Origin of the sequence: Microbacterium sp. CFH 31415 (genome assembly GCF_022538185.1) — a bacterium.
GTDB lineage: Bacteria > Actinomycetota > Actinomycetes > Actinomycetales > Microbacteriaceae > Microbacterium.
This window is the reverse complement of the sequence record NZ_JAKYXC010000002.1, coordinates 464,861-485,846: the sequence shown is the minus strand read 5'-3', so window position 1 is coordinate 485,846 and position 20,986 is coordinate 464,861. Positions and strand designations below refer to the sequence as shown.

Here is a 20,986-nt window from a genome sequence, read left to right as displayed (position 1 = left end):
CGCGCCTCAGCCGATCGGCACCGCCGTGCCCGACACGGTGATGCCGCCCGATTCCGGGATGTCCACGGTCAGCAGGCTGGGCCGTCCGACGTGCCGGCCCTGCTCGATGAGCACGCGTGCCGGCGGTGTCACGGCGCCGATCGCGCGCAGGTAGCCGCCGGTCGCGGCCGCGCCGGCGCCGGTCGCGGGGTCCTCGGCGATGACTCCGACCGGGAAGATGTTGCGCGCCTCCCATCGCCCTGCGCCGTGCTCGTACAGCACGATGATCGTCGCCGGCCAGCCCTCGGCATCCATCAGCGTGCGCGCCTCGCCGGGATCGAACACCAGGGAGTCGAAGGCGCCCAGACCGGCGAGCACGAGGAGCGGATGCCGGTTGCCGGCGAACGCGAGACGTGGCGGATGCCGCGGGTCGAGGTCGCCCCGACCGAGGCCGATCAGTGCGAGCAGGGCGTCGAGCGTGGCATCCGGCATCTCTTCTATCCACGGCTCGACGCTCGTGAACGCCGCCGTGCGGACGCCGGCATCCGTGTGCGTCTCGATGTCGACGCGCCCGACGGGAGTGTCGAAGGCGAAACCACCGTCGCCGAGCTCGCCGGCCAGCGCGATCGCCGACGCCACAGTGGCGTGGCCGCAGAAGGGCACCTCCGCGACGGGGGAGAAGTAGCGGATGCCGCGCTCCCGGCCCGACCCCATGACGAACGCCGTCTCGGCGTAGCCGACGTCGGCGGCGATCCGCTGCATGCCGGCCTCGTCGAGGTCGTCGGCACCGAGGACGACGCCGGCGGGGTTGCCGCCGCCGGGATCGTCGGAGAAGGCCGCCCATCGCTGCACCGTCGCTCGCGTCATCCCGTGATCGTATCGGCGACGTTCGCCGTAGTCCGCGTCATGAAGGGAAGCAACCCCCTCTCCGCGGCGTTGGCCCTCAGTAGGATGAACCCGTCACCCTCGCTGCGCCGGGGAGCCTCGGCGCGCGCCGACAGGAAGAAGAGAACATGGCGAAGTACACCTTGCCCGACCTCCCCTACGACTACGCCGCGCTGGAGCCGCACATCAGCGGCAAGATCATGGAGCTGCACCACAGCAAGCACCACCAGGCGTACGTCACCGGGGCGAACACCGCGCTCGATCAGCTGGCCGAGGCCCGCGAGACGGGCAACCTGGCTAACGTGAACAAGCTCGAGAAGGACCTCGCGTTCAACCTCGGCGGACACGTCAACCACTCGATCTTCTGGACCAACCTCTCGCCCGAGGGCGGCGGCGAGCCCGACGGCGAGCTCCGTGCGGCGATCGACGAGTTCTTCGGCGGGTTCGACAAGTTCCAGGCCCACTTCACGGCCGCGGCCACCGGCATCCAGGGCTCCGGCTGGGCGGTGCTGAGCTGGGACCCGATCGGCGAGCAGCTCATCGTCCAGCAGCTGTTCGACCAGCAGAGCAACACCGCGCAGGGCACGATCCCGGTCTTCCAGCTCGACATGTGGGAGCACGCCTTCTACCTCGACTACCTCAACGTGAAGGCCGACTACGTCAAGGCGGCGTGGAACATCGTCAACTGGCAGAACGTCGCGCAGCGCCTCGACGCCGCCCGGCAGAAGACCTCGGGCCTGCTGGTACTGTCATAGCAGGCGCGGCGTCCCGTCGGGACCGCCCGCCGGGACGCCGTTGTCCTCTGTCTGCATCTCGCACCAACTGCGCACTCGCGCACGACACCTCAGGAGAAACTCCGTGACTGTCAAGATCGGCATCAACGGCTTCGGCCGCATCGGGCGCAATTACCTCCGCGCGGCTCTCGCGCAGGGCGCGGACCTCGAAATCGTGGCGGTGAACGACCTCACCGACAACAAGACGCTCGCGCACCTGCTCAAGTACGACTCGGTGGGCGGCGTGCTGTCCGAGGACGTCTCGTACACCGCGGACTCGATCACCGTGGGCGACAAGACCATCAAGGTCTTCGAAGAGCGCGACCCCGCCAACCTCCCGTGGGGTGACCTGGGCGTCGACATCGTCATCGAGTCGACCGGCCGCTTCACCAAGGCCGAAGACGCCAAGAAGCACATCGCCGGCGGCGCGAAGAAGGTCCTCATCTCGGCCCCGGCCACCGGTGACGACGTGACCGTGGTCATGGGTGTCAACGAAGGCGACTACGACCCCGAGAACCACGTCATCATCTCGAACGCCTCGTGCACCACCAACTGCCTCGCGCCCCTCGCGCAGGTCTTCAACGACGCCTTCGGCATCGAGCGCGGCTTCATGATGACCGCTCACGCGTACACCGCCGACCAGAACCTCCAGGACGGTCCGCACAGCGACCTGCGCCGCGCGCGCGGCGCCGCGATCAACATCGTGCCCGCGTCGACCGGTGCCGCGAAGGCCATCGGCCGCGTGCTCCCCGAGCTCAACGGCAAGCTGAGCGGTTCGTCGTACCGCGTGCCCGTTCCCACCGGGTCGATCGTCGACCTCACGATCGTCACGCCCACCGAGGGCCTCACGGCCGAGAAGGTGAACGAGGCGTACAAGGCCGCTGCTGCCGACGGCCGTCTGGCCGGCTACCTGCAGTACACCGAGGACCCGATCGTCTCGAGCGACATCCAGGGCAACCCGCACTCGTCGATCTTCGACGCGGAGCTGACCAACGTCAGCGGCAACCTGGTCAAGGTCTCGGCCTGGTACGACAACGAGTGGGGCTACTCGAACCGCCTCGTCGACCTCACCGAGTACGTCGCCGAGAGCCTCTGACACACGATCATGGCTCTGCGCACCCTCGACACCCTGGGTTCGCTGGCCGGCAAGCGCGTCATCGTCCGTGCTGACCTCAACGTCCCCCTCAAGGACGCGGTCATCACGGACGATGGCCGTGTGCGGGCCACGCTTCCCACGCTCAACGCCCTCATCAACGCCGGCGCCCGCGTCGTCGTCTGCTCGCACCTGGGTCGCCCCGACGGCGCGCCCGACGCGAAGTACAGTCTCGCCCCGGTCGCCCAGCGGCTGTCCGAGCTGCTCGGCAAGCCGGTCGCGTTCGCGCGCGACACTGTCGGCGAGTCCGCCCACGAGGCCGTCGCGGCTCTCGAGGACGGCGACGTCGCGGTGATCGAGAACCTCCGCTTCAACCCCGGCGAGACCTCCAAAGACGAAGCGGAGCGCCGCGAGTTCGCCGGTCGGCTCGCAGAGCTCGGCGACGCGCTGGTGTCGGACGGCTTCGGCGTGGTGCACCGCAAGCAGGCGTCCGTGTACGAGCTCGCGCAGCTCCTGCCCTCGGCTGCCGGACTGCTGATCGCCGCCGAGCTGGATGTGCTCGACCGGCTCACCGAGAATCCCGAGCGGCCGTACACGGTCGTCCTCGGCGGCTCGAAGGTCAGCGACAAGCTCGGCGTCATCTCGCACCTGCTGCCGCGCGTCGATCGTCTGCTCATCGGCGGCGGCATGCTGTTCACGTTCCTCGCCGCCCAGGGCCACAAGGTGGGCTCGAGCCTGCTCGAGGCCGACCAGCTCGACACCGTCCGCGACTATATGCGCCGGGCCGAGGAGTCGGGCGTCGAGCTCGTGCTGCCCACCGACGTCGTCGTCGCCTCGAAGTTCGGAGCCGACGCGGAGTACGTGGTCACGAGCGCCGCGACCATCGAGGACACCGACTTCGGAGCATCCGGACTCGGTCTCGACATCGGCCCCGAGACGGCGGCGCGCTTCGCCGACCTCGTGCGCGACTCGAAGACGGTGTTCTGGAACGGCCCGATGGGCGTGTTCGAGCTCGCACCGTTCGCCGCCGGCACGAAAGCAGTCGCGCAGGCACTCACCGAAGTCGACGGCCTGTCGGTCGTCGGAGGCGGCGACTCCGCTGCCGCCGTGCGTCAGCTCGGTTTCGCAGACGACCGCTTCGGTCACATCTCGACGGGCGGAGGCGCCAGCCTCGAGTTCCTCGAGGGCAAGAAGCTCCCCGGACTGGAGGTCCTCGGATGGCAGTGACACCCCGCACCCCGCTCATCGCTGGCAACTGGAAGATGAACCTCGACCACCTTCAGGCGGTCGCGTTCGTCCAGAAGCTGCACTGGACGCTCAAGGACGCCAAGCACGAGCACGAGTCGGTCGAGGTGGCCGTCTTCCCGCCGTTCACCGATCTGCGCACCGTGCAGACGCTCCTCGATGCCGACAAGATACCGTTCGCCCTCGGCGCGCAGGACATCTCGACGCATGACTCCGGTGCCTACACCGGCGAGGTGTCGGGTGCTTTCCTGGCGAAGCTCGACAACCGGTACGTCATCATCGGCCACTCCGAGCGCCGCGAGTACCACCACGAGGGCGACGAGATCGTCGCCGCCAAGGTGCAGGCCGCGCTCAAGCACGGCCTCGTGCCGGTGATCTGCGTCGGTGAGACCGCCGAAGACCTCGAGAAGTTCGGAGCGAGCGCCGTGCCCGTCGGCCAGCTGAAGGCCGCCCTCGAGGGTGTGAAGGCCGACGCCGACATCGTCGTCGCCTACGAGCCCGTGTGGGCGATCGGGTCCGGCCAGGCGGCCACGCCCGAGCAGGCGCAGGACGTCTGCGCCAAGCTGCGCGCCGTCATCGCGGAGAAGCTGGGGGAGGACGCCGCGGCACGCACGCGTGTGCTCTACGGCGGATCGGTCAAGGCCGCGAACATCGCGAGCTTCATGCGCGAGCCCGATGTCGACGGTGCACTGGTCGGCGGCGCGAGCCTCGTCGTCGACGAGTTCGCTGCGATCATCCGGTACCAGAAGCACGTCGGCGTCTGACCGGTATACTCGACCCTTGTGCGATCGGCGACTGATCGCGGCGAAAGGCTTCAACGACTGTGCAGATCCTCGAGTTCGTCCTGCAGGTGCTCCTCGGTATCACGAGCCTCCTGCTGACCCTCCTCATCCTGCTCCACAAGGGGCGCGGCGGCGGCCTGTCCGACATGTTCGGCGGCGGCATGACGTCCGCGCTCGGCTCCTCCGGACTCGCTGAGCGCAACCTCAACCGCTTCACGGTGATCCTGGCCCTGGTGTGGTTCGTGGCCATCGTGGCGCTCGGCCTGATCACGAAGTTCCAGGCGCTCTGATGGCGACCGGAGGCAACGCGATCCGCGGCACCCGCGTCGGTGCCGGGCCGATGGGCGAGCAGGACCACGGATTCCACGCGGATCGAGTGGCGGTGTCCTACTGGGACGCCCTCGGCAACGAGACCGTCCGGTACTTCGCCGCCGGGATCCCCGACGAGGAGATCCCCGACACGATCGACTCTCCGCACTCCGGCCTGCCGGCCGGTCGCGATAAGGCCAACCCGCCCGCGGTCGCCAAGACCGAGCCGTACAAGACGCACCTCGCGTACGTGAAGGAGCGCCGCACCGAGGAAGAGGCCGACGCCCTCCTCGACGACGCGCTCAAGCAGCTGCGCGAGCGTCGCGGCCAGGACTGACCACGACGGAATCAACAGAAGAGCGGATGCCTCGGCATCCGCTCTTCTGTTGGTCGTGGGGTGATCCCGCCCTGCTCCGTGCTCCGGGTCAGTACTCGCGGTCGATGAGCTCGGGCGGCACGTTGGCCGCAGCCGCCTGGTCGACGAAGAACACCGTGCGCTTGCGGCCCTTGGCGCCCGCGGCCGGCACGCTCGCGTAGCTGGCACCCGCGAGGGCGAGGCCGAGAGCCGAGGCCTTGTCGGCGCCGGCGATGACCATCCAGACGCGCTTCGAGCTGTTGATGACCGGCCGCGTCATCGTGAGACGCTCGGGCGGGGGCTTGGGGGAGTCCCGCACGCCGAGCACCGCGCGGTCGGTGACGAGGATCTCGGGCCGGTCGGGGAACAGCGAGGCGATGTGGCCGTCCGGCCCGACGCCGAGGAAGCAGACGTCGAACGACGGCCACGGTCCCTCCGATCCGGCGAAGCGCGCGAGTTCCTCGGCGTGGACGTCTGCCGCGGCGTCGAGGTCGAGGCCGTCGTCGCTCGCCGGGGCGACGTGGAGGTTGCCGGCGGGGATGTCGAGCGCGTCGAGGAGTGCGGCGCGCGACTGCTGCTCGTTGCGGTCGTCGTGGCCCTTCGGCACCCAGCGCTCGTCGCTCCACCAGAAGTGCACGCCGGACCAGTCGATCGTCTCGACGCGAGGGCTTCGTGCGGCTGCGGCCAGCACGGCCGAGCCCATCGATCCGCCCGTCAGCGCGATGTGGGCGAGCTTGCCCTCATCGACCCGCTTCGCGACGCGGCCCAGGAAGCGTGCGGCGACCGCTTCGGCGAGCGTCGGAGGATCGGGGGAGATGACCACCCGCTTCTCGGCCCAGGCTTCAACCATCGTGGTCACTCGCCACACGACTCATGCGTCCTGCGTCTCCTTCGCCGCCGGAGGGTCGAGCAGCTCCCAGCCCTCGGTGATCACTCGACCATACAGGACGTCGGGATCGAGGCGACGGAGTTCCTCGGCCAGGCACTCGCGCAGCGTGCGGCGCGGGAACGCCAGCTCATGACTGGGCTGACCGGGCTGCGTGAGAATGGCGGAGTGCTCGTTCGGGCGCTCCAGCAGCACCTCGCCGCTCGCGCGGACGAGCGCGACCGACTTGATGCCGTGCGGCCATTCGTCGGGCTGGAGATACTCCCAGTCGACCGGCACGTCGAGCGCCAGCCGCAGCCAGGCCGCGAGGAGGGCGGTGGAGGGCGAGTCGCTCGCGCCTCGCACCTTCACAGCGGTGACCGGCTCGTACGGCGGCTGGTCGAGGATCGCGGCCAGCTGCTCCCGCCAGCGGGTGAGCCGCGTCCACGCGAGATCGGTGTCGCCCGGCGCGTACTGCCCGCCCAGTCCGGCGACGAAGGCCGATGGGTCCGACTTGGTCGCGGCATCCGTGATGCGGCGCTGCGCGATGCGGCCGATCGACGTCTTGGAGATGTTCTGGGGAGTGCGGTTGGGCCACCACACGACCACCGGGGCATCGGGCAGGAGCAGGCCGGTCACCAGCGACTCGAGGTTCGAGCGTCCGGCTTCGCCGGCGACGCGCAGGGTCACCACTTCGCTCGCACCGGCGTCGCCGCCGACCCGTATCTGCGCGTCTAGACGCGAGTCGGAGTCGTCGGCGTTGCCGATGAGGAGCACGATCACGCGCATCGGATGCTCGCGCGATGCGTCGTTGGCGGCTTCGATGACCTCCTCCATGGCGCCTTCGCGCGTGAGGATGATGAGCGTCAGCACGCGGCCGAGGGCGACGGCGCCGCCCTCCTCCCGGACGCTCACGAGCGCGCGGGAGATCTTGCTGACGGTGGTGTCGGGCAGATCGACGATCACGGGCGCCTCCAGGTACGGCCGTCGCGCGCGAGCATCTCGTGCGCGGACGCCGGGCCCCACGACCCGGGCGAATACTGCTCGAGGGGTCCGCCCTGCTCGGTCCAGAACTTCTCGATGGGGTCGAGGATCTTCCAGGAGAGCTCGACCTCTTCGTGACGCGGGAACAGGGGCGGGTCGCCCAGGAGCACGTCGAGGATGAGGCGCTCGTAGGCCTCGGGGCTCGCCTCGGTGAAGGCGTGGCCGTAGCCGAAGTCCATGGTGACGTCGCGCACCTGGGCGCCGGCGCCCGGCACCTTCGACCCGAACCGGATCGTGACGCCTTCGTCGGGCTGCACGCGGATCACGAGGGCGTTCTGCCCCTGACCCGACGTCTGGTTGCGTGAGAAGAGCAGCTCGGGTGCGCGCTTGAACACCACGGCGATCTCGGTCACGCGGCGGCCGAGGCGCTTGCCGGTGCGGAGGTAGAACGGCACGCCGGCCCAGCGGCGCGTGTTCACCTCGAGTGTGATGGCCGCGTAGGTCTCGGTCGTGGACTGCGGGTCCATGCCTTCCTCTTCGAGGAAGCCGAGCACCTTCTCGCCGCCCTGCCAGCCACCGGCGTACTGGCCGCGTGCGGTCGAGCGGGAGAGATCATCGGGCAGCGTGACCGCCGCCAGCACTTTCTCCTTCTCGGCTCGCAGCTCCTTCGCGTCGAACGAGATGGGCTCTTCCATCGCGGTGAGCGCCATCAGCTGCAGCAGGTGGTTCTGGATGACGTCGCGCGCCGCGCCGATGCCGTCGTAGTATCCCGCGCGACCGCCGACGCCGATGTCCTCGGCCATGGTGATCTGCACGTGGTCGACGTAGTTGCGGTTCCAGATCGGCTCGTACAGCTCGTTCGCGAAGCGCAGGGCCAGGATGTTCTGGACCGTCTCCTTGCCGAGATAGTGGTCGATGCGGAAGATCGAGTCGGTCGGGAAGGTCGAGCGCAGCGCGTCGTTGAGCGCCTGTGCCGACTCGAGGTCGTGCCCGAACGGCTTCTCGATGACGACGCGGCGCCACCGGTCGGGCTGGTCGGCGGTGTCGTCGACGAGGCCCGAGGCGCGCAGCTGCTCGGCCACCAGCGCGAAGTCCTTCGGCGGGATCGACAGGTAGTACGCGTGGTTGCCCATCGTGCCGCGCTCGGTGTCGAGGTTCTCGACCGTTTCGCGCAGCCGCCGGAACGCGTCGGGATCGCCGAACTCGCCCGACACGAACCGGATGCCCTGCAGCAGCTGCTGCCATGTCTCATCGCGGAACTCAGTGCGGGCGTGCTGCCGCACCGCCTCGTAGACGACCTGCGCGAAGTCCTGGTCTTCCCAATCGCGGCGTGCGAAGCCGACGAGGGCGAACCCCGGGGGAAGCAAGCCGCGGTTGGCGAGGTCGTACACGGCGGGCATGAGCTTCTTGCGGGAGAGGTCCCCCGTGACCCCGAAGATCACGAGCGCGCTCGGACCGGCGATCCGGTTGAGGCGACGGTCGTCCGGGTCGCGCAGCGGATTGCCGCCGCGTGAGATCTCGACTGTCATGTGGGAGCGGGTCTCCTACTGGGCCGCCTCGAAGAGCGAGAGCACTTCGATCCGGGGGTCGGTGAGCGTGAGCGTGACGACCGGGCGCCCGTGGCCGTCCGCGAGCACGCTCGCGTCGCCTGCCGCCTGTGCCTGGATGAGCTGCCCGAACGTGAAGGGACGGTCGGGGATCTCGAGGTCGGTGTCGGTGCGCTCGAGGATCTGCAGGAAGACGCCGTTCGCCGGGCCGCCCTTGTGGAACTGACCCGTCGAGTGCAGGAACCTGGGGCCCCAGCCGAACGTCGTCGGGCGTCCGGAGTCGGCGGCGACGAGCTCGCGCAGTCCGGTGAGCTGGTCGAGCTCGAGCCGGTTGACGTAGGCCTGGATCGAGACGTAGCCGTCGGCGGGCAGACGCGACCAGAGCGCGTCGAGCACGCCGGCGACGGTGCCCGAGACCGCGAGCTCGGGGTCGGACACGCGCACTTCGACGCCCTCGGCGGTGAATGCCGGCTCGGTCGGCTCGGGTCGTGCGTCGAGCAGGCCGCGGGCCGCGATCTTGGCGGACTCCACGTCGGGCTGATCGAACGGGTTGATGCCGAGCATCTTGCCGGCGATCGCCGTGGCGTACTCCCACACGACGAACTGCGCCCCGAGCGAGCCGCTGACGAGGACCTCGCCGTTGTGGTGCTCGAAGAGGTGGAACTTCTTCGCCTCGTCGACCAGGCGCACGATCTGAAGATCGGAAGGGACGCTCTCGACCTCGGGTGAGACCGGGAGCAGGACCACGGGCAGGATGCCGGTGCCCTGCTTGCCCGTCGACTCGGCGACGAGCTGCTCGATCCAGTCCGGAAGGCCGACGATGTGCGTGCCGTCGGTGACCAGGCCGAGCTTGTCGCGACGGGGCTCGCCGCCGGCGATGGCCGCGGCGAGCACGAGCGCGGGGTTGTCGGGGCTGTCGATCGCGACCTCGAGCAGGGTCGCCTCCGCCTCGTCGAGGATCTCTGCGATGTCGACGCCGGCCAGACCGGCCGGAACCAGCCCGAACGCGGTGAGCGCCGAGTAGCGGCCACCCACCGTGGGATCGGCGTTGAAGACGGTGTAGCCGTCGGCGCGAGCCGCCTGGTCGAGCGGGGAACCCGGGTCGGTGACGACGACGATGCGCTCGGCGGGGTCGATGCCGAGGTCGCGGAAGGCGGCCTCGAAGGCGCGCTTGGCCGAGTCGGTCTCGACGGTCGAGCCCGACTTGGACGACACGACGAGCACGGTCTTGCTGAGGTCGCCCTGCTGGGCGTCGCCGTCGATGGCGGCCAGAACCTGGCCCGGGGCGGTGGAGTCGAGGATCACGAGCGGCACGCCGGCCGTCTGCGCGATGACCTCGGGAGCGAGCGACGAGCCGCCCATGCCTGCGAGGACGACACGCGTGACGCCCTTCGCGGCGAGCTGCCGGCGGAGCGCCTCGATCTGCGGCACGAGGGGACGCGAGACGGTGACCGCCTGCACCCAGCCGAGGCGCTTGGATGCCTCTTCCTCTGCCTCCGGGCCCCACAGCGATCCGTCGCCCGCGGTGATGCCCGACGCGACGAGGCTGGCGACGAGACCGGGGAGAGTCTCGTCGACGACCGACTTGACGTGGCCGCTGAGGTGGATCTCGAAGCTCATCGTGCGGCCTCGGGCGCGTTCTCGAGCGCGGTCTTGACCGTGCCCTGGAGGTCGTGCCACGAGGCGATGAACTTCGACACGCCCTCGTCTTCCAGCACCTGGGTGACGTCGGCGAAGTCGACGCCCACAGCCGCGAGGTCGGCGAACACCTTGTGCGCGGCCGCGTAGGTGCCGGTGACGGCGTCGCCGGCGATCTGGCCGTGGTCGAATGTCGCCTCCAGAGTCTTCTCGGGCATCGTGTTGACGGTGCCGGGGGCGACGAGTTCGGTCACGTACAGCGTGTCGGGCAGCGAGGGGTCTTTGACGCCCGTAGACGCCCACAGCGGGCGCTGCGCGTTCGCGCCGGCCTCGAGCACGGCCCTGGCACGGTCCGTGGCGAACGCCTGCTCGTACAGCTCGTACGCCAGCCGCGCGTTGGCCACGCCGGCGAGCGACTTCAGGGCTTCGGCCTCGTCCGTGCCGATTGCCTCGAGGCGCTTGTCGACCTCGGTGTCGACGCGCGACACGAAGAACGAGGCGACCGAATGGATCTGCGACACGTCGTGCCCGGCATCCTTCGCCTTCTCGATTCCGGCGAGGTACGCCTCGATGACGTCGGCGTAGCGCTCCAGGCTGAAGATGAGCGTCACGTTCACCGAGATGCCCTCGGCGAGCACGGCGGTGATGGCGGGCAGGCCGGCCTTCGTCGCGGGGATCTTGATGTGCACGTTCGGCCGGTCGACGGTCGCCCACAGCTCCTTGGCCTGCGCGACGGTGGCGTCGGTGTCGTGCGCGAGGTCGGGGGAGACTTCGATCGACACGCGGCCGTCCACGCCCTTCGTGGCGTCGTACACCGGCCGGAAGATGTCGGCCGCGTCGCGGACGTCGTCGGTGGTCGCGGCGAAGATCGCCTCGTCGACCGACGCGCCCTTGGCCGCAAGCTGCGCGATCTGGTCGGCGTACGCGTGACCGCCGCCGCCGATGGCGCCCTGGAAGATCGTCGGGTTCGTGGTGACGCCCGTGACGTTGCGCGTCGAGATGAGCTCGGTGAGGTTGCCCGAGGTGATGCGCTCGCGCGACAGGTCGTCCAGCCAGATGCTCACGCCGGCGGCGGAGAGCTTTTCGGTGGGGGTGCTCATGCTGCGTTCTCCTTAAGGGATTCGCGTGCCGCCTCGACGACGGCGTCGGCGGTGATGCCGAACTTCTGGAAGAGGGTCTTGTAGTCGGCGGAGGCGCCGAAGTGGTCGATGGCGACCGAGCGGCCCTTGTCGCCGACGATGCCGCGCCAGGTGAGCGCGGAGCCGGCCTCGACCGACACGCGAGCGGTGATCGACCCGGGCAGCACGGACTCGCGGTAGGCGTCGTCCTGCTCGGCGAACCACTCCAGCGAGGGAGCGGAGACGACACGGGCGTTCACGCCCTCGGCGGCGAGCGTCTCGCGCGCCGCGACGGCGAGCTGCACCTCGGAGCCGGTGGCGATGAGGATCACGTCGGGCGTGCCGCCGGGCGCTTCGGCCAGGACGTACGCACCCTTCGCGGCCAGCTCGGCCGATGCGAACGTGTCACCGGATGCCTCGCCCTCGCCGCGCGGGAACACCGGGATGTTCTGGCGGGTGAGCGCGATGCCGGCGGGTCCGGCGTTGCGGCGCAGCAGCTCGAGCCATGCGACGGCGGTCTCGTTCGCGTCGGCGGGGCGCACGACGGCGAAGTTCGGGATCGCACGCAGCGTCGCGAGCTGCTCGACGGGCTGATGCGTCGGGCCGTCCTCGCCGAGGGCGACGGAGTCGTGCGTCCAGACGAAGATCGACGGGATGTCCATCAGGGCGGCCAGGCGCACCGAGGGGCGCATGTAGTCGCTGAAGATGAGGAAGGTGCCGCCGAACGCGCGGGTCGGGCCGTGCAGCACGATGCCGTTGACGATCGCGCCCATCGCGTGCTCGCGGATGCCGAAGTGCAGCACGCGCCCGTACGGGTCGCCCGACCACTCGTGGGTCGACCACTCGGTGGGGATGAAGCTCTTGCCGTCCTTGATGGTGGTCAGGTTCGACTCGGCCAGGTCGGCCGATCCGCCCCACAGCTCAGGGAGCTCCGCGGCGAGTGCGTTGATGACGACGCCCGACGCGGCACGCGTCGAGACGTCCTTGCCCGCCTCGAAGGAGGGCAGTGCCCCTGCGATGCCCTCCGGCAGCTCGCGGGCCTGCACTCGGTCGAACAGGGCCTTGCGCTCGGGGTGGGCGGCGGCCCAGGCGTCGAAGGACTCCTGCCAGGCGGCGCGGGCCTCGGCGGCGCGCTCGGCGAGCGAGCGCGTGTGTGCGAGCACGTCGTCGGCGACCACGAAGGACTGCTCAGGGTCGAAGCCGAGCACCTTCTTCGTCGCGGCGAGCTCATCGGCGCCGAGCGCCGAACCGTGGATCTTCCCGGTGTTCTGCTTGCCGGGCGAGGGCCAGCCGATGATGGTGCGCAGGATGATCAGCGACGGCTTGGCGGTCTCGCCCTTCGCCGCCTCGATCGCGGCGTACAGCTCGGCGACGTCTTCGACGTACTCGCCGGACTTCTTCCAGTCCACGACCTGCACCTGCCAGCCGTAGGACTCGTACCGCTTCGCGACGTCCTCGGTGAAGGCGACGTTCGTGTCGTCCTCGATCGAGATCTGGTTCGAGTCGTAGATCGCGATGAGGTTGCCCAGCTGCTGGTGGCCGGCCAGGCTCGACGCCTCGGACGTCACGCCCTCCTGCAGGTCGCCGTCGCCGGCGATGACGTAGATGTGGTGGTCGAAGGGCGACTCGCCCGCCGGGGTCTCGGGGTCGAACAGGCCGCGCTCGTAGCGGGCCGCGTAGGCGAAGCCGACCGACGAGGCGAGGCCCTGGCCGAGCGGGCCGGTGGTGATCTCCACACCTGCCGTGTGCCCGAACTCCGGGTGCCCGGGAGTCTTGGAGCCCCACGTGCGCAGCGACTTGAGGTCGTCCAGCTCGAGGCCGAACCCGCCCAGGTACAGCTGGACGTACTGCGTCAGCGAGGAGTGCCCGGCCGACAGGATGAACCTGTCGCGTCCCACCCAGTGCGTGTCGGCCGGGTCGTGGCGCAGCACCCGCTGGTACAGCAGGTATGCGGCAGGTGCCAGGCTCATCGCGGTGCCGGGGTGGCCGTTGCCGACCTTCTCCACGGCGTCCGCAGCCAGCACACGAGCGGTGTCCACCGCGCGCCGATCGATCTCATCCCAACGCAGCTCCGACACGGGACCGCCTCTCTAATGAAGGTGCGCCCGACAGGGGCCGAACCACAGCCTTGTCCCGGGAGTGGGCGAAGGCGGATCGACGCGGGCGCGCGTGTGGTCTCAGCATAGCGAAGGGGCATGCCGCCCCGGCGATGTGAGCCGCTGTGTGACAGAGTCTTGCGGACCGGCGCGTGGTGTGCATGTCGTCGTCGTGTCGCACGCGTGACGTTTCGCTCACGCGCCTGCGCCGCCGAATGTGAGCGCTAGCCACCGGCAGGGGATCTTCACCGCCATGGCATAGACTTGAGTGATTTCTGCGGGCGGCGATTGCGGGGGAGATGGACACCACGACGACAGCGGGTGCCGAGGCATCCGCTCACTCTCCTCGCGAGTCCCGCCAGCCGCTCGGCCGCACCGTCCGCGCCTACATCGCACTGATGAAGCCGCGCGTGCTCGAGCTGCTGCTCGTCACGACCGTTCCGGTGATGATCCTGGCTCAGGGCGGGCTTCCCGACCTCTGGCTCGTGGTCGCGACGGTCGTCGGCGGCACGGCCAGCGCAGGGTCGGCGGCGGCGTTCAACATGTACCTCGACCGCGACATCGACGCCCACATGCAGCGCACGGTCAACCGGCCGCTCGTCACCGGCGAGGTCTCGCCCCGCGGCGCCCTGATCTTCGCGTGGACGCTCGCGGTGTTCTCGACCGTGTGGCTGCTGTTCACGACCAACTGGCTCGCGGCCACGCTGTCGGCCGCTGCCATCTTCTTCTACGTCGTGATCTACACGATGATCCTCAAGCGCCGCACCGAGCAGAACATCGTGTGGGGCGGGATCGCGGGCTGCTTCCCGGTGCTGATCGGGTGGACGGCCGTCACCGGCTCGCTGGCCTGGCCGCCCGTCATCCTGTTCGTGCTCGTCTTCCTCTGGACGCCGCCGCACTACTGGCCGCTGTCGATGAAGTACAAGGACCAGTACGAAGAGGTCGACGTGCCCATGCTGGGCGCGACCCGCAACGGCTCGCAGGTCGGCCTGCAGGTCATCCTCTACGCGTGGGCCACCGTCGCGTGCTCGCTCCTGCTCATCCCGGTCGCCGGGATGGGGCTGGTCTACACCGTCTCGTCGCTCGTGTTCGGCGGCTGGTTCATCTACGAGTCGCACCGCCTCTACAACCGTGCGGTTCGTGGCACCGAGCCGCGTCCGATGCGGGTCTTCCACGCCTCGATCACCTACCTGACGCTGATCTTCGTCGCGATCGCGGTCGATCCGCTGCTCCCGTTCTGATCGTCGCTCCGCATCCGCTCCGCGCGCAGTCCGCCGCGCGCCTAGGCTGACCCCCGTGAGAGCACGTCATCGCGCGGCCGGCGCCGGCACAGCGATCGTCGCGGTGCTCGTGCTCGGCACCGCGAGCGGATCGTGGGCGGATGACGCGGCCACCCCGTCTGCGACGGCGGCGACGCCGTCGGCGACGGGATCCGTCGTGGTCGAACCTGCGCCCGCGGACGACCTCGCCGCCGCCGCCGCGCGGCGGGTAGAGGCGATGTCGACGCGCGAGCAGGCCGCCTCGGTGGTGATGGGACACATCCCGACGACCGACCCCGGGGCGCTGAAGGCCTACATGCAGACGACCGGGATCGGCGGCTTCATCCTGATGGGGGCCAACGTCCCCGGCGACGAGGCGACGCTCCGCGCCGTGACGGCCGCTCTGACGACGGATGCCGCCTTCCCGCCGGTGCTCGCGATCGACCAGGAGGGCGGCGACGTCTCGCGACTGCCGTGGGACGACTTCCGCTCCTCGGTCGACCTCAAGAACGAGGCACCGGCCGCAGCCGAGATCGCGTTCGCCGGCCGGGCCGCGCTGGTCGGGCGTGCCGGGATCGGCGTGAACTTCGGGATCGTGGCCGACGAGACCGACGATCCCTCGTCGTTCATCTTCCGCCGCGCGCTCGGCACGACCCCTGCGGCATCGGCCGACCGGGTCGCCGCCGCCGTGAGAGGCGAGAGCAGTGCGGCGCTGTCGACGCTCAAGCACTTCCCGGGCCACGGGGCCGCCCCCGGCGACTCGCACCGCGGCATCCCGTCCACGGACATGAGCAAGGACCAGTGGCTCAGCGGTCCGGCGCAGCCCTTCCGGTCCGGGATCGACGCCGGGGCGCCGCTGCTGATGTTCGGCCACCTCGCGTACACGGCGGTGGATGCGCGACCGGCGACCCTCTCGGCCGAGTGGCACCGCATCGCGCGCGAGGAACTCGGCTTCGACGGGGTGGCGGTCACCGACGATCTCGGCATGCTCGAGGCATCCGGGATCCCGTCCTACTCAGACCCCGTCGCCAACGCGGTGGCGGCACTGGCCGCCGGGAACGACCTGCTGCTGTCGGTGATGTTCACGTCGGCCGACAGTGCACCGCGCATCGTCGACGGCATCGTCGCGGCGGTCGACGCGGGGACGCTCCCGCCCGAACGCCTGCGCGAGGCGGCGACGCGGGTGGCGCAGCTGCGACTGCAGCTCGCGGCGGACGGCCGCGGACTGCTGCCCTGCGGCGACTGCCGGCCGGTCGGCTGACTCAGGGGACGTCGACGGCGTCGACGGTGTCGAGAAGTCGTTCGCGCAGCACCTGGCCGCGCTCGGCGAAGCCGCGCTGGGCGCGCACGTACTCCGCCTTGCCCTCGACCGTCTCGATCCGCACGGGCGCGTAGCCCCAGTCGGCGAGATCGTACGGCGAGGCCTGCATGTCGAGCGTGCGGATCTCGCGGGCCAGGGCGAAGGCGTCGAGCAGGAGGTCGCCCGGAACGAGCGGCCCGAGCTTGACCGCCCACTTGTAGAGGTCCATGCCCGCGTGGAGGCATCCGGGCTGCTCGAGGTCGGCCTGGCGCTCGCGCGTCGGCTCGTCGCGGTTGAGGCGGACGGCCTCCGGAGTGAAGAAGCGGAACGCGTCGAAGTGCGTGCACCTCAGGTCGTGGGCCTCGACGACGGCGTCCGTCGCCTCCTGTCCGAGACGCAGCGGCACCTCGTGGCGGTGGTCGCGCTCACGGTAGACCATCGCCCATTCGTGCAGTCCGAAGCATCCGAAGCTGCCGGCTCGTCCGGCGGTGGAGCGCAGGATGCGACCGATGTTCGCGATGAGCGCGCCGCGCTCGGTGCGCAGACGGGCCGTGTCGAGGGCCACCGATCCCGGGGTTTCGCCGGACGTGTACCAGCGCCAGCCTGCCCGCTCGGTGCCGGCGGCGCCGGCGAGCTCGATGCCCGCGCCCGGGTGCCAGCGCCGCAGCAGCGACGGCTTGTACGAGTAGTACGTGAAGAGGAAGTCGTCGACGGGATGCTTCTCACCGCGCGCCGCTCGTCGCCGGTGCGCCGCCGTCAGCTCGTCGGCTCGCGCGATGTGAGCGGCCTCACGTGCGCGCCAGTCCGCCGCGCGGAGCACGGGGCGCTGGGGCGGGGCGATCGGCACCGTTCGAGGATACGCAGGACCACCAGGGCATCCGCCGGGAGTCGATCACGGCGCGGACGATCCGGCTCAGTCGGCGACGGGCTCGATCAGCTCGGGGGAGTTGTTGCGCACGTTGCCCACGGCCTTCGACACGACGTGGTCGTCGAGCGTCTCGGCCAGGGCCGGCGCAGCGTCGATGGCGGCGTCGAGCACGTCACGCACGTTGTCGGTCGTCGGATCGAGCCACGCATCGGCGTGGTCGGCGTCGAGGAAGAGCGGCATGCGGTCGTGGATGGACCCCAGGCGTCCGATCGAGTCGCGCGTGAGGATCGTGAAGCTCAGCAGCCAGCGGGAGGGATCGTCGTCGGCCTTCGCCTTGTCGCGCCACCACTCGTAGAGACCGGCCATGAACAGAGGCGAACCGTCGGCGGGGTGGATGTAGTGCGGCGTCTTCACGCCGTCTTCGGTCTTCCACTCGTAGTAGCCCGAGGTCGGCACCACGGCGCGCCGCTTCTCGAGGGCGCTGCGGAACATCGGCTTGGTCTCGAGCTCTTCGGACCGTGCATTGAAGGCCCGCGCGCCGATCTTGGGATCCTTCGCCCACCCCGGCACGAGGCCCCAGCGCGCGCTCTCGAGCCGTCGCGTGGGCAGCTCCTCCTTCAGCGAATCGAGCACGATCGCCACCTGGGCGGTCGGCGCGACGTTGTACGACGGCGCGGGCAGGTCGTCGCCCTCGACGTCGACGCGCAGCACGCCGACGAGGTCGGAACCGGCACTGGCCACCACGAAGCGTCCGCACATGCCGTCAGCCTACGCGCGGGGTCCGACGTCGGAGCGGGCTCAGTGCGGGACGACGCCGGCCGCTTCGAGCCGCTCCAGCAGCCCGGCGCCGTCGGAGTCGGTCACCCACGGCACCGCGGCGGCCGAGTGGTCGTTGACCGCCGTGCGGCCGCCCGCGAGCACCGCCTCGGCGGGGGACAGGCGACGGATCGCCACGCCGACGACGTTCTGCGGATGCTCGGCGGTGAAGGTCGTGTACAGCTCGTCGTCGTGCTGGCCGTCGTCGCCGATCAGCAGCCAACGCACGTGAGGGAACTCCTCGGCCAGACGGCGGAGGTTCGAGAGCTTGTGGGCCTGACCGCTGCGGAACCAGCGGTCGTGCGTGGGTCCCCAGTCGGTCAGCAGCAGCGCGCCGGGAGGGAAGAGGTGACGCGTGAGGAAGCGCATGAGCGTCGGCGCGATGTTCCACGCGCCCGTCGACAGGTAGATGACCGGAGCGCCGGGATGCTCGCGCACCACGCGCTCCATCAGGACCGCCATGCCGGGCACCGGCTGGCGTGCGTGCTCGTCGACGACGAACGAGTTCCAGGCGGCGAGCAGCGGGCGGGGGAGCGCCGTGACCATGACGGTGTCGTCCACGTCCGACACGACGCCGAACGTCACGTCCGGTCCGACGACGAACACGCGGGTCTCGACGGGCTCGCCGTCCTCGACCGACATCGTGAAGGTCTGCCAGCCGGCTTCGAGCGTCGCGGGGAGCCGGACGTCGATGACACCGCCGCGATCGGCGACCACGTCATGGCGCACGCCGGCGATCGTGACGGTCACCTGCGCATAGCCGATCGGCACGGCCACGAAGCTGCGCCAGCCGCGCACGCTCGCGTACTCGCCGGACTCGGTCTTCTTGACCGGCGGCACGATCATAACCCTGCCGAGCACGCGCACCCACTCGGTTCCGGCGTATCCGGGGAAGGGTGTCACGGTCGGAGCCTGGCCGCGGCGCCGGGCGCGCCGCTCACGCCAGGAGTGGAAGCGGTACTCGAGCCGTGCGAGCCACAGCACCTTGGTGCGAGGGGTCGTCGCTTTCTCGGGCATCCCCTCAGTCTTCCACGTCCTCCTCCACACGACCTGCACGGGCGGGGGAGTGACCGTGGTCGAGGTGCTTGCGCTCGATCCGCTCGATGACCTTCTTGCTGAGGTAGATGAGCACCAGGAACAGCACGATGACGCCGACGAAGATGTAGCCCGCGTAGTGCAGCCGATCCGCGAGCTGGCGGTACGTGCCCGCGGCCACCGAGGCGACCGAGATGTACAGCCCGGCCCAGATCACGCACGCCGGCAGCGTCCAGGCGAGGAACCGGCGGTACGGGTAGCCGCTCATGCCGACGGTGAGCGGCACGAGCGAGTGGAGCACCGGCAGGAAGCGAGAGATGAAGATGGCGGGACCACCGCGGCGCAGCAGGTACCGCTCCGACCTCGCCCAGTTCTCGTGGCCGATCTTGCGCCCGAGCCAGGAGTGCTCGATCTTCGGGCCGAGGAAGCGGCCGAGCCAGAAGCCGATGCTCTCGCCGATGAGGGCGCCGACCACGACGGCGACGCCGAGCAGCACGCCTTCGAGGGGCGAGGCGACCGCCGTCGCCGCGACGATGACGATCGTGTCGCCAGGGACGACGAGTCCGATCAGCACGCTCGTCTCGAGCATGATCGCGAGGCCTGCCAGCACCGTCCTGAGAACCGGATCGACGCTCTGCACCGCGTCGAGCAGCCACGACAGGAACTCGTTCACCCCACGAGCCTAGGACCACGACCCGCCCTCTAGCCTGGGAACATGTCGGACTCCCTCGTTGCGGTCGAGCTGCAGGACTGGGTGGATCCGGCATCGGTCTTCTCGGGCCTCCACTCCCGCGACGCGCACGCCTTCTGGCTCGATGCCGGCCCGGACGTCTCCGACGGCTGGAGCTGGGTCGGTGCGGGCGTGCCCGAGCCCGACCCCTCGGCTGTTCGGGCGGTGCCGTGCGCGACGTCGGCCACCGAGCCGTGGGACGCGGGCCGGTTCCGCGGTGGCTGGGTCGGCTGGCTCGGCTACGACGACGCCGCCGAGCGCGCCGGCGCCCCGGCGCGATTCGACGACGGGATGCCGCGGCAGCAGTGGCTCAGGGTCGAGCGGTTCCTCGCGTTCGACCACGCGACCCGGCGCGTGTGGGCCGTGGCGCAGGGCGCCGAGGCGGACGCCCTTGCCGCGGTGGTCACGCAGCTGAACACCACGCCGCCCGTCCCGGCTCCTGCGCCGATGGCGGCGACGGCCCGCTCCCGGCACAGCGCCGCGGAGTACGCCGGGCTGATCGGGCGCTGCCGCGACGCGATCCGCGAGGGCGACGCCTATCAGCTGTGCCTCACGACGCGCTTCGACGTCGACGCGATGGTCGACCCGCTCGAGACCTACCTGCGCCTGCGGGCGGCGACACCCGCTCACCACGGCGGACTGGTGCGGTCCGGCGCAGTCGCCCTCGCGAGCGCCAGCCCGGAGCGGTTCCTCGAGGTCGAGGACGGCATCGTCCGCACGCGCCCGATCAAGGGGACGCGGCCGCGCAGCGACGATCCGGCGACCGACGCCGCGCTGGCCGACGACCTGCGCACCGACGTGAAGGAGCGCGCCGAGAACGTCATGATCGTCGACCTCATGCGCAACGACCTCTCACGGGTGTGCGCCGCGGGCTCGGTGGGCGTCGACGGCCTCCTTCAGGTCGAGTCGTACCCGCACGTGCACCAGCTCGTCAGCACCGTCTCGGGAGCGCTGACGCCGGGCGTCACGGTCGGCGGGCTGCTGGATGCCGCGTTCCCCGCCGGCAGCATGACCGGGGCGCCGAAGCTCTCGGCGATGACGATCCTGCACCGCTTGGAGAACGGTCCTCGCGGTGTCTTCGCGGGGTGCTTCGGCTGGGTGGGGACCAACGGCGCGCTGGATCTCGCGATGGTGATCCGCTCGATCGTCGTGCACGACGGCGGCGCGTACATCGGCGCCGGCGGAGGGATCACATGGCGATCGGATGCCGCGGCCGAGGTCGCCGAGGTGGGGATCAAGGCGAGGGGGCCGCTCGCCGCCCTCGGCGCCTCCCTGCCGCCCGGCTGGTGAGGGCGCCGTTCCGGTAACC

The 20,986-nt window shown here is 70.3% G+C and carries 20 protein-coding genes; 9 read left to right on the top strand and 11 right to left on the bottom strand.

The window, feature by feature from the left end; genetic code table 11:
- Positions 1–6: 6 nt before the first annotated feature.
- A complete protein-coding gene (locus MK786_RS03235) occupies positions 7–846 on the bottom strand; it encodes a PhzF family phenazine biosynthesis protein (protein ID WP_241110789.1) in 840 nt (279 codons plus the stop codon).
- Between the two features lie 146 nt (positions 847–992).
- On the opposite strand from MK786_RS03235, the gene MK786_RS03230 reads away from it, so the two are divergent.
- From MK786_RS03230 to MK786_RS03205, 6 genes are all read left to right on the top strand, one after another.
- Complete coding sequence (locus MK786_RS03230; RefSeq protein WP_241110788.1) at positions 993–1,619, top strand: superoxide dismutase; 627 nt, start codon at positions 993–995, stop codon at positions 1,617–1,619.
- Positions 1,620–1,722: 103 nt separating this feature from the next.
- A complete protein-coding gene (gap, locus tag MK786_RS03225; RefSeq protein ID WP_191766314.1) occupies positions 1,723–2,733 on the top strand; it encodes a type I glyceraldehyde-3-phosphate dehydrogenase in 1,011 nt (336 codons plus the stop codon).
- 9 nt (positions 2,734–2,742) lie between these two features.
- On the top strand, positions 2,743–3,957 hold the full coding sequence (gene pgk / locus MK786_RS03220) for a phosphoglycerate kinase (RefSeq protein ID WP_241110787.1): 1,215 nt from the start codon (positions 2,743–2,745) through the stop codon (positions 3,955–3,957).
- Entirely contained in the window at positions 3,948–4,739 is a 792-nt protein-coding gene (tpiA, locus tag MK786_RS03215; protein ID WP_241110786.1) for a triose-phosphate isomerase, read from the top strand. Before pgk ends, tpiA begins: the two co-directional genes overlap by 10 nt.
- Before the next feature lie 59 nt (positions 4,740–4,798).
- Positions 4,799–5,047, top strand: coding sequence for a preprotein translocase subunit SecG (secG, locus tag MK786_RS03210; protein ID WP_191766317.1), 249 nt, complete (start codon positions 4,799–4,801; stop codon positions 5,045–5,047).
- A complete protein-coding gene (locus tag MK786_RS03205) occupies positions 5,047–5,403 on the top strand; it encodes an RNA polymerase-binding protein RbpA (RefSeq protein ID WP_191766318.1) in 357 nt (118 codons plus the stop codon). The genes secG and MK786_RS03205 overlap by 1 nt, the downstream gene beginning before the upstream one ends.
- 88 nt (positions 5,404–5,491) lie before the next feature.
- Here MK786_RS03205 and pgl read toward each other — a convergent pair whose 3' ends face one another.
- Genes pgl through tkt form a run of 6 tightly spaced genes read right to left on the bottom strand, consistent with a single transcriptional unit; the run spans position 5,492 to position 13,651 of the window.
- Positions 5,492–6,271, bottom strand: coding sequence for a 6-phosphogluconolactonase (gene pgl, locus MK786_RS03200; protein WP_241110785.1), 780 nt, complete (start codon positions 6,269–6,271; stop codon positions 5,492–5,494).
- 21 nt (positions 6,272–6,292) lie between these two features.
- Entirely contained in the window at positions 6,293–7,252 is a 960-nt protein-coding gene (locus MK786_RS03195) for a glucose-6-phosphate dehydrogenase assembly protein OpcA (protein ID WP_241110784.1), read from the bottom strand.
- The gene (gene zwf / locus MK786_RS03190) at positions 7,249–8,799 is read right to left on the bottom strand and encodes a glucose-6-phosphate dehydrogenase (RefSeq protein ID WP_241110783.1); all 1,551 of its coding nucleotides are present in this window, start codon (positions 8,797–8,799) and stop codon (positions 7,249–7,251) included. The genes MK786_RS03195 and zwf overlap by 4 nt, the downstream gene beginning before the upstream one ends.
- A gap of 15 nt (positions 8,800–8,814) precedes the next feature.
- A complete protein-coding gene (locus MK786_RS03185) occupies positions 8,815–10,437 on the bottom strand; it encodes a glucose-6-phosphate isomerase (RefSeq protein ID WP_241110782.1) in 1,623 nt (540 codons plus the stop codon).
- Positions 10,434–11,555, bottom strand: coding sequence for a transaldolase (gene tal, locus MK786_RS03180; protein WP_241110781.1), 1,122 nt, complete (start codon positions 11,553–11,555; stop codon positions 10,434–10,436). The genes MK786_RS03185 and tal overlap by 4 nt, the downstream gene beginning before the upstream one ends.
- Entirely contained in the window at positions 11,552–13,651 is a 2,100-nt protein-coding gene (gene tkt, locus MK786_RS03175) for a transketolase (protein ID WP_241110780.1), read from the bottom strand. The genes tal and tkt overlap by 4 nt, the downstream gene beginning before the upstream one ends.
- A gap of 317 nt (positions 13,652–13,968) precedes the next feature.
- Here tkt and MK786_RS03170 point away from each other — a divergent pair, with 317 nt between their 5' ends.
- Complete coding sequence (locus MK786_RS03170; RefSeq protein ID WP_241110779.1) at positions 13,969–14,910, top strand: heme o synthase; 942 nt, start codon at positions 13,969–13,971, stop codon at positions 14,908–14,910.
- Between the two features lie 55 nt (positions 14,911–14,965).
- Positions 14,966–16,189 carry a glycoside hydrolase family 3 N-terminal domain-containing protein gene (locus MK786_RS03165; protein ID WP_241110778.1) on the top strand — a complete coding sequence of 408 codons (1,224 nt, stop codon included), beginning with the start codon at positions 14,966–14,968 and terminating at the stop codon, positions 16,187–16,189.
- A gap of 1 nt (position 16,190) precedes the next feature.
- Here MK786_RS03165 and MK786_RS03160 read toward each other — a convergent pair whose 3' ends face one another.
- The 4 genes from MK786_RS03160 to MK786_RS03145 form a co-directional block, all read right to left on the bottom strand.
- A complete protein-coding gene (locus MK786_RS03160) occupies positions 16,191–17,075 on the bottom strand; it encodes a 3-methyladenine DNA glycosylase (RefSeq protein WP_374200406.1) in 885 nt (294 codons plus the stop codon).
- A gap of 66 nt (positions 17,076–17,141) precedes the next feature.
- Positions 17,142–17,855 (bottom strand): SOS response-associated peptidase, encoded by a 714-nt coding sequence (locus MK786_RS03155; protein WP_241110777.1) that lies wholly within the window; start codon positions 17,853–17,855, stop codon positions 17,142–17,144.
- Between the two features lie 39 nt (positions 17,856–17,894).
- On the bottom strand, positions 17,895–18,929 hold the full coding sequence (locus MK786_RS03150) for an App1 family protein (RefSeq protein WP_241110776.1): 1,035 nt from the start codon (positions 18,927–18,929) through the stop codon (positions 17,895–17,897).
- Between the two features lie 4 nt (positions 18,930–18,933).
- Positions 18,934–19,620, bottom strand: a complete 687-nt coding sequence (locus MK786_RS03145; RefSeq protein ID WP_241110775.1) for a DedA family protein — start codon at positions 19,618–19,620, stop codon at positions 18,934–18,936.
- Positions 19,621–19,662: 42 nt separating this feature from the next.
- On the opposite strand from MK786_RS03145, the gene pabB reads away from it, so the two are divergent.
- Positions 19,663–20,967 (top strand): aminodeoxychorismate synthase component I, encoded by a 1,305-nt coding sequence (gene pabB, locus MK786_RS03140; RefSeq protein WP_241110774.1) that lies wholly within the window; start codon positions 19,663–19,665, stop codon positions 20,965–20,967.
- The last annotated feature ends 19 nt before the right edge of the window (positions 20,968–20,986 follow it).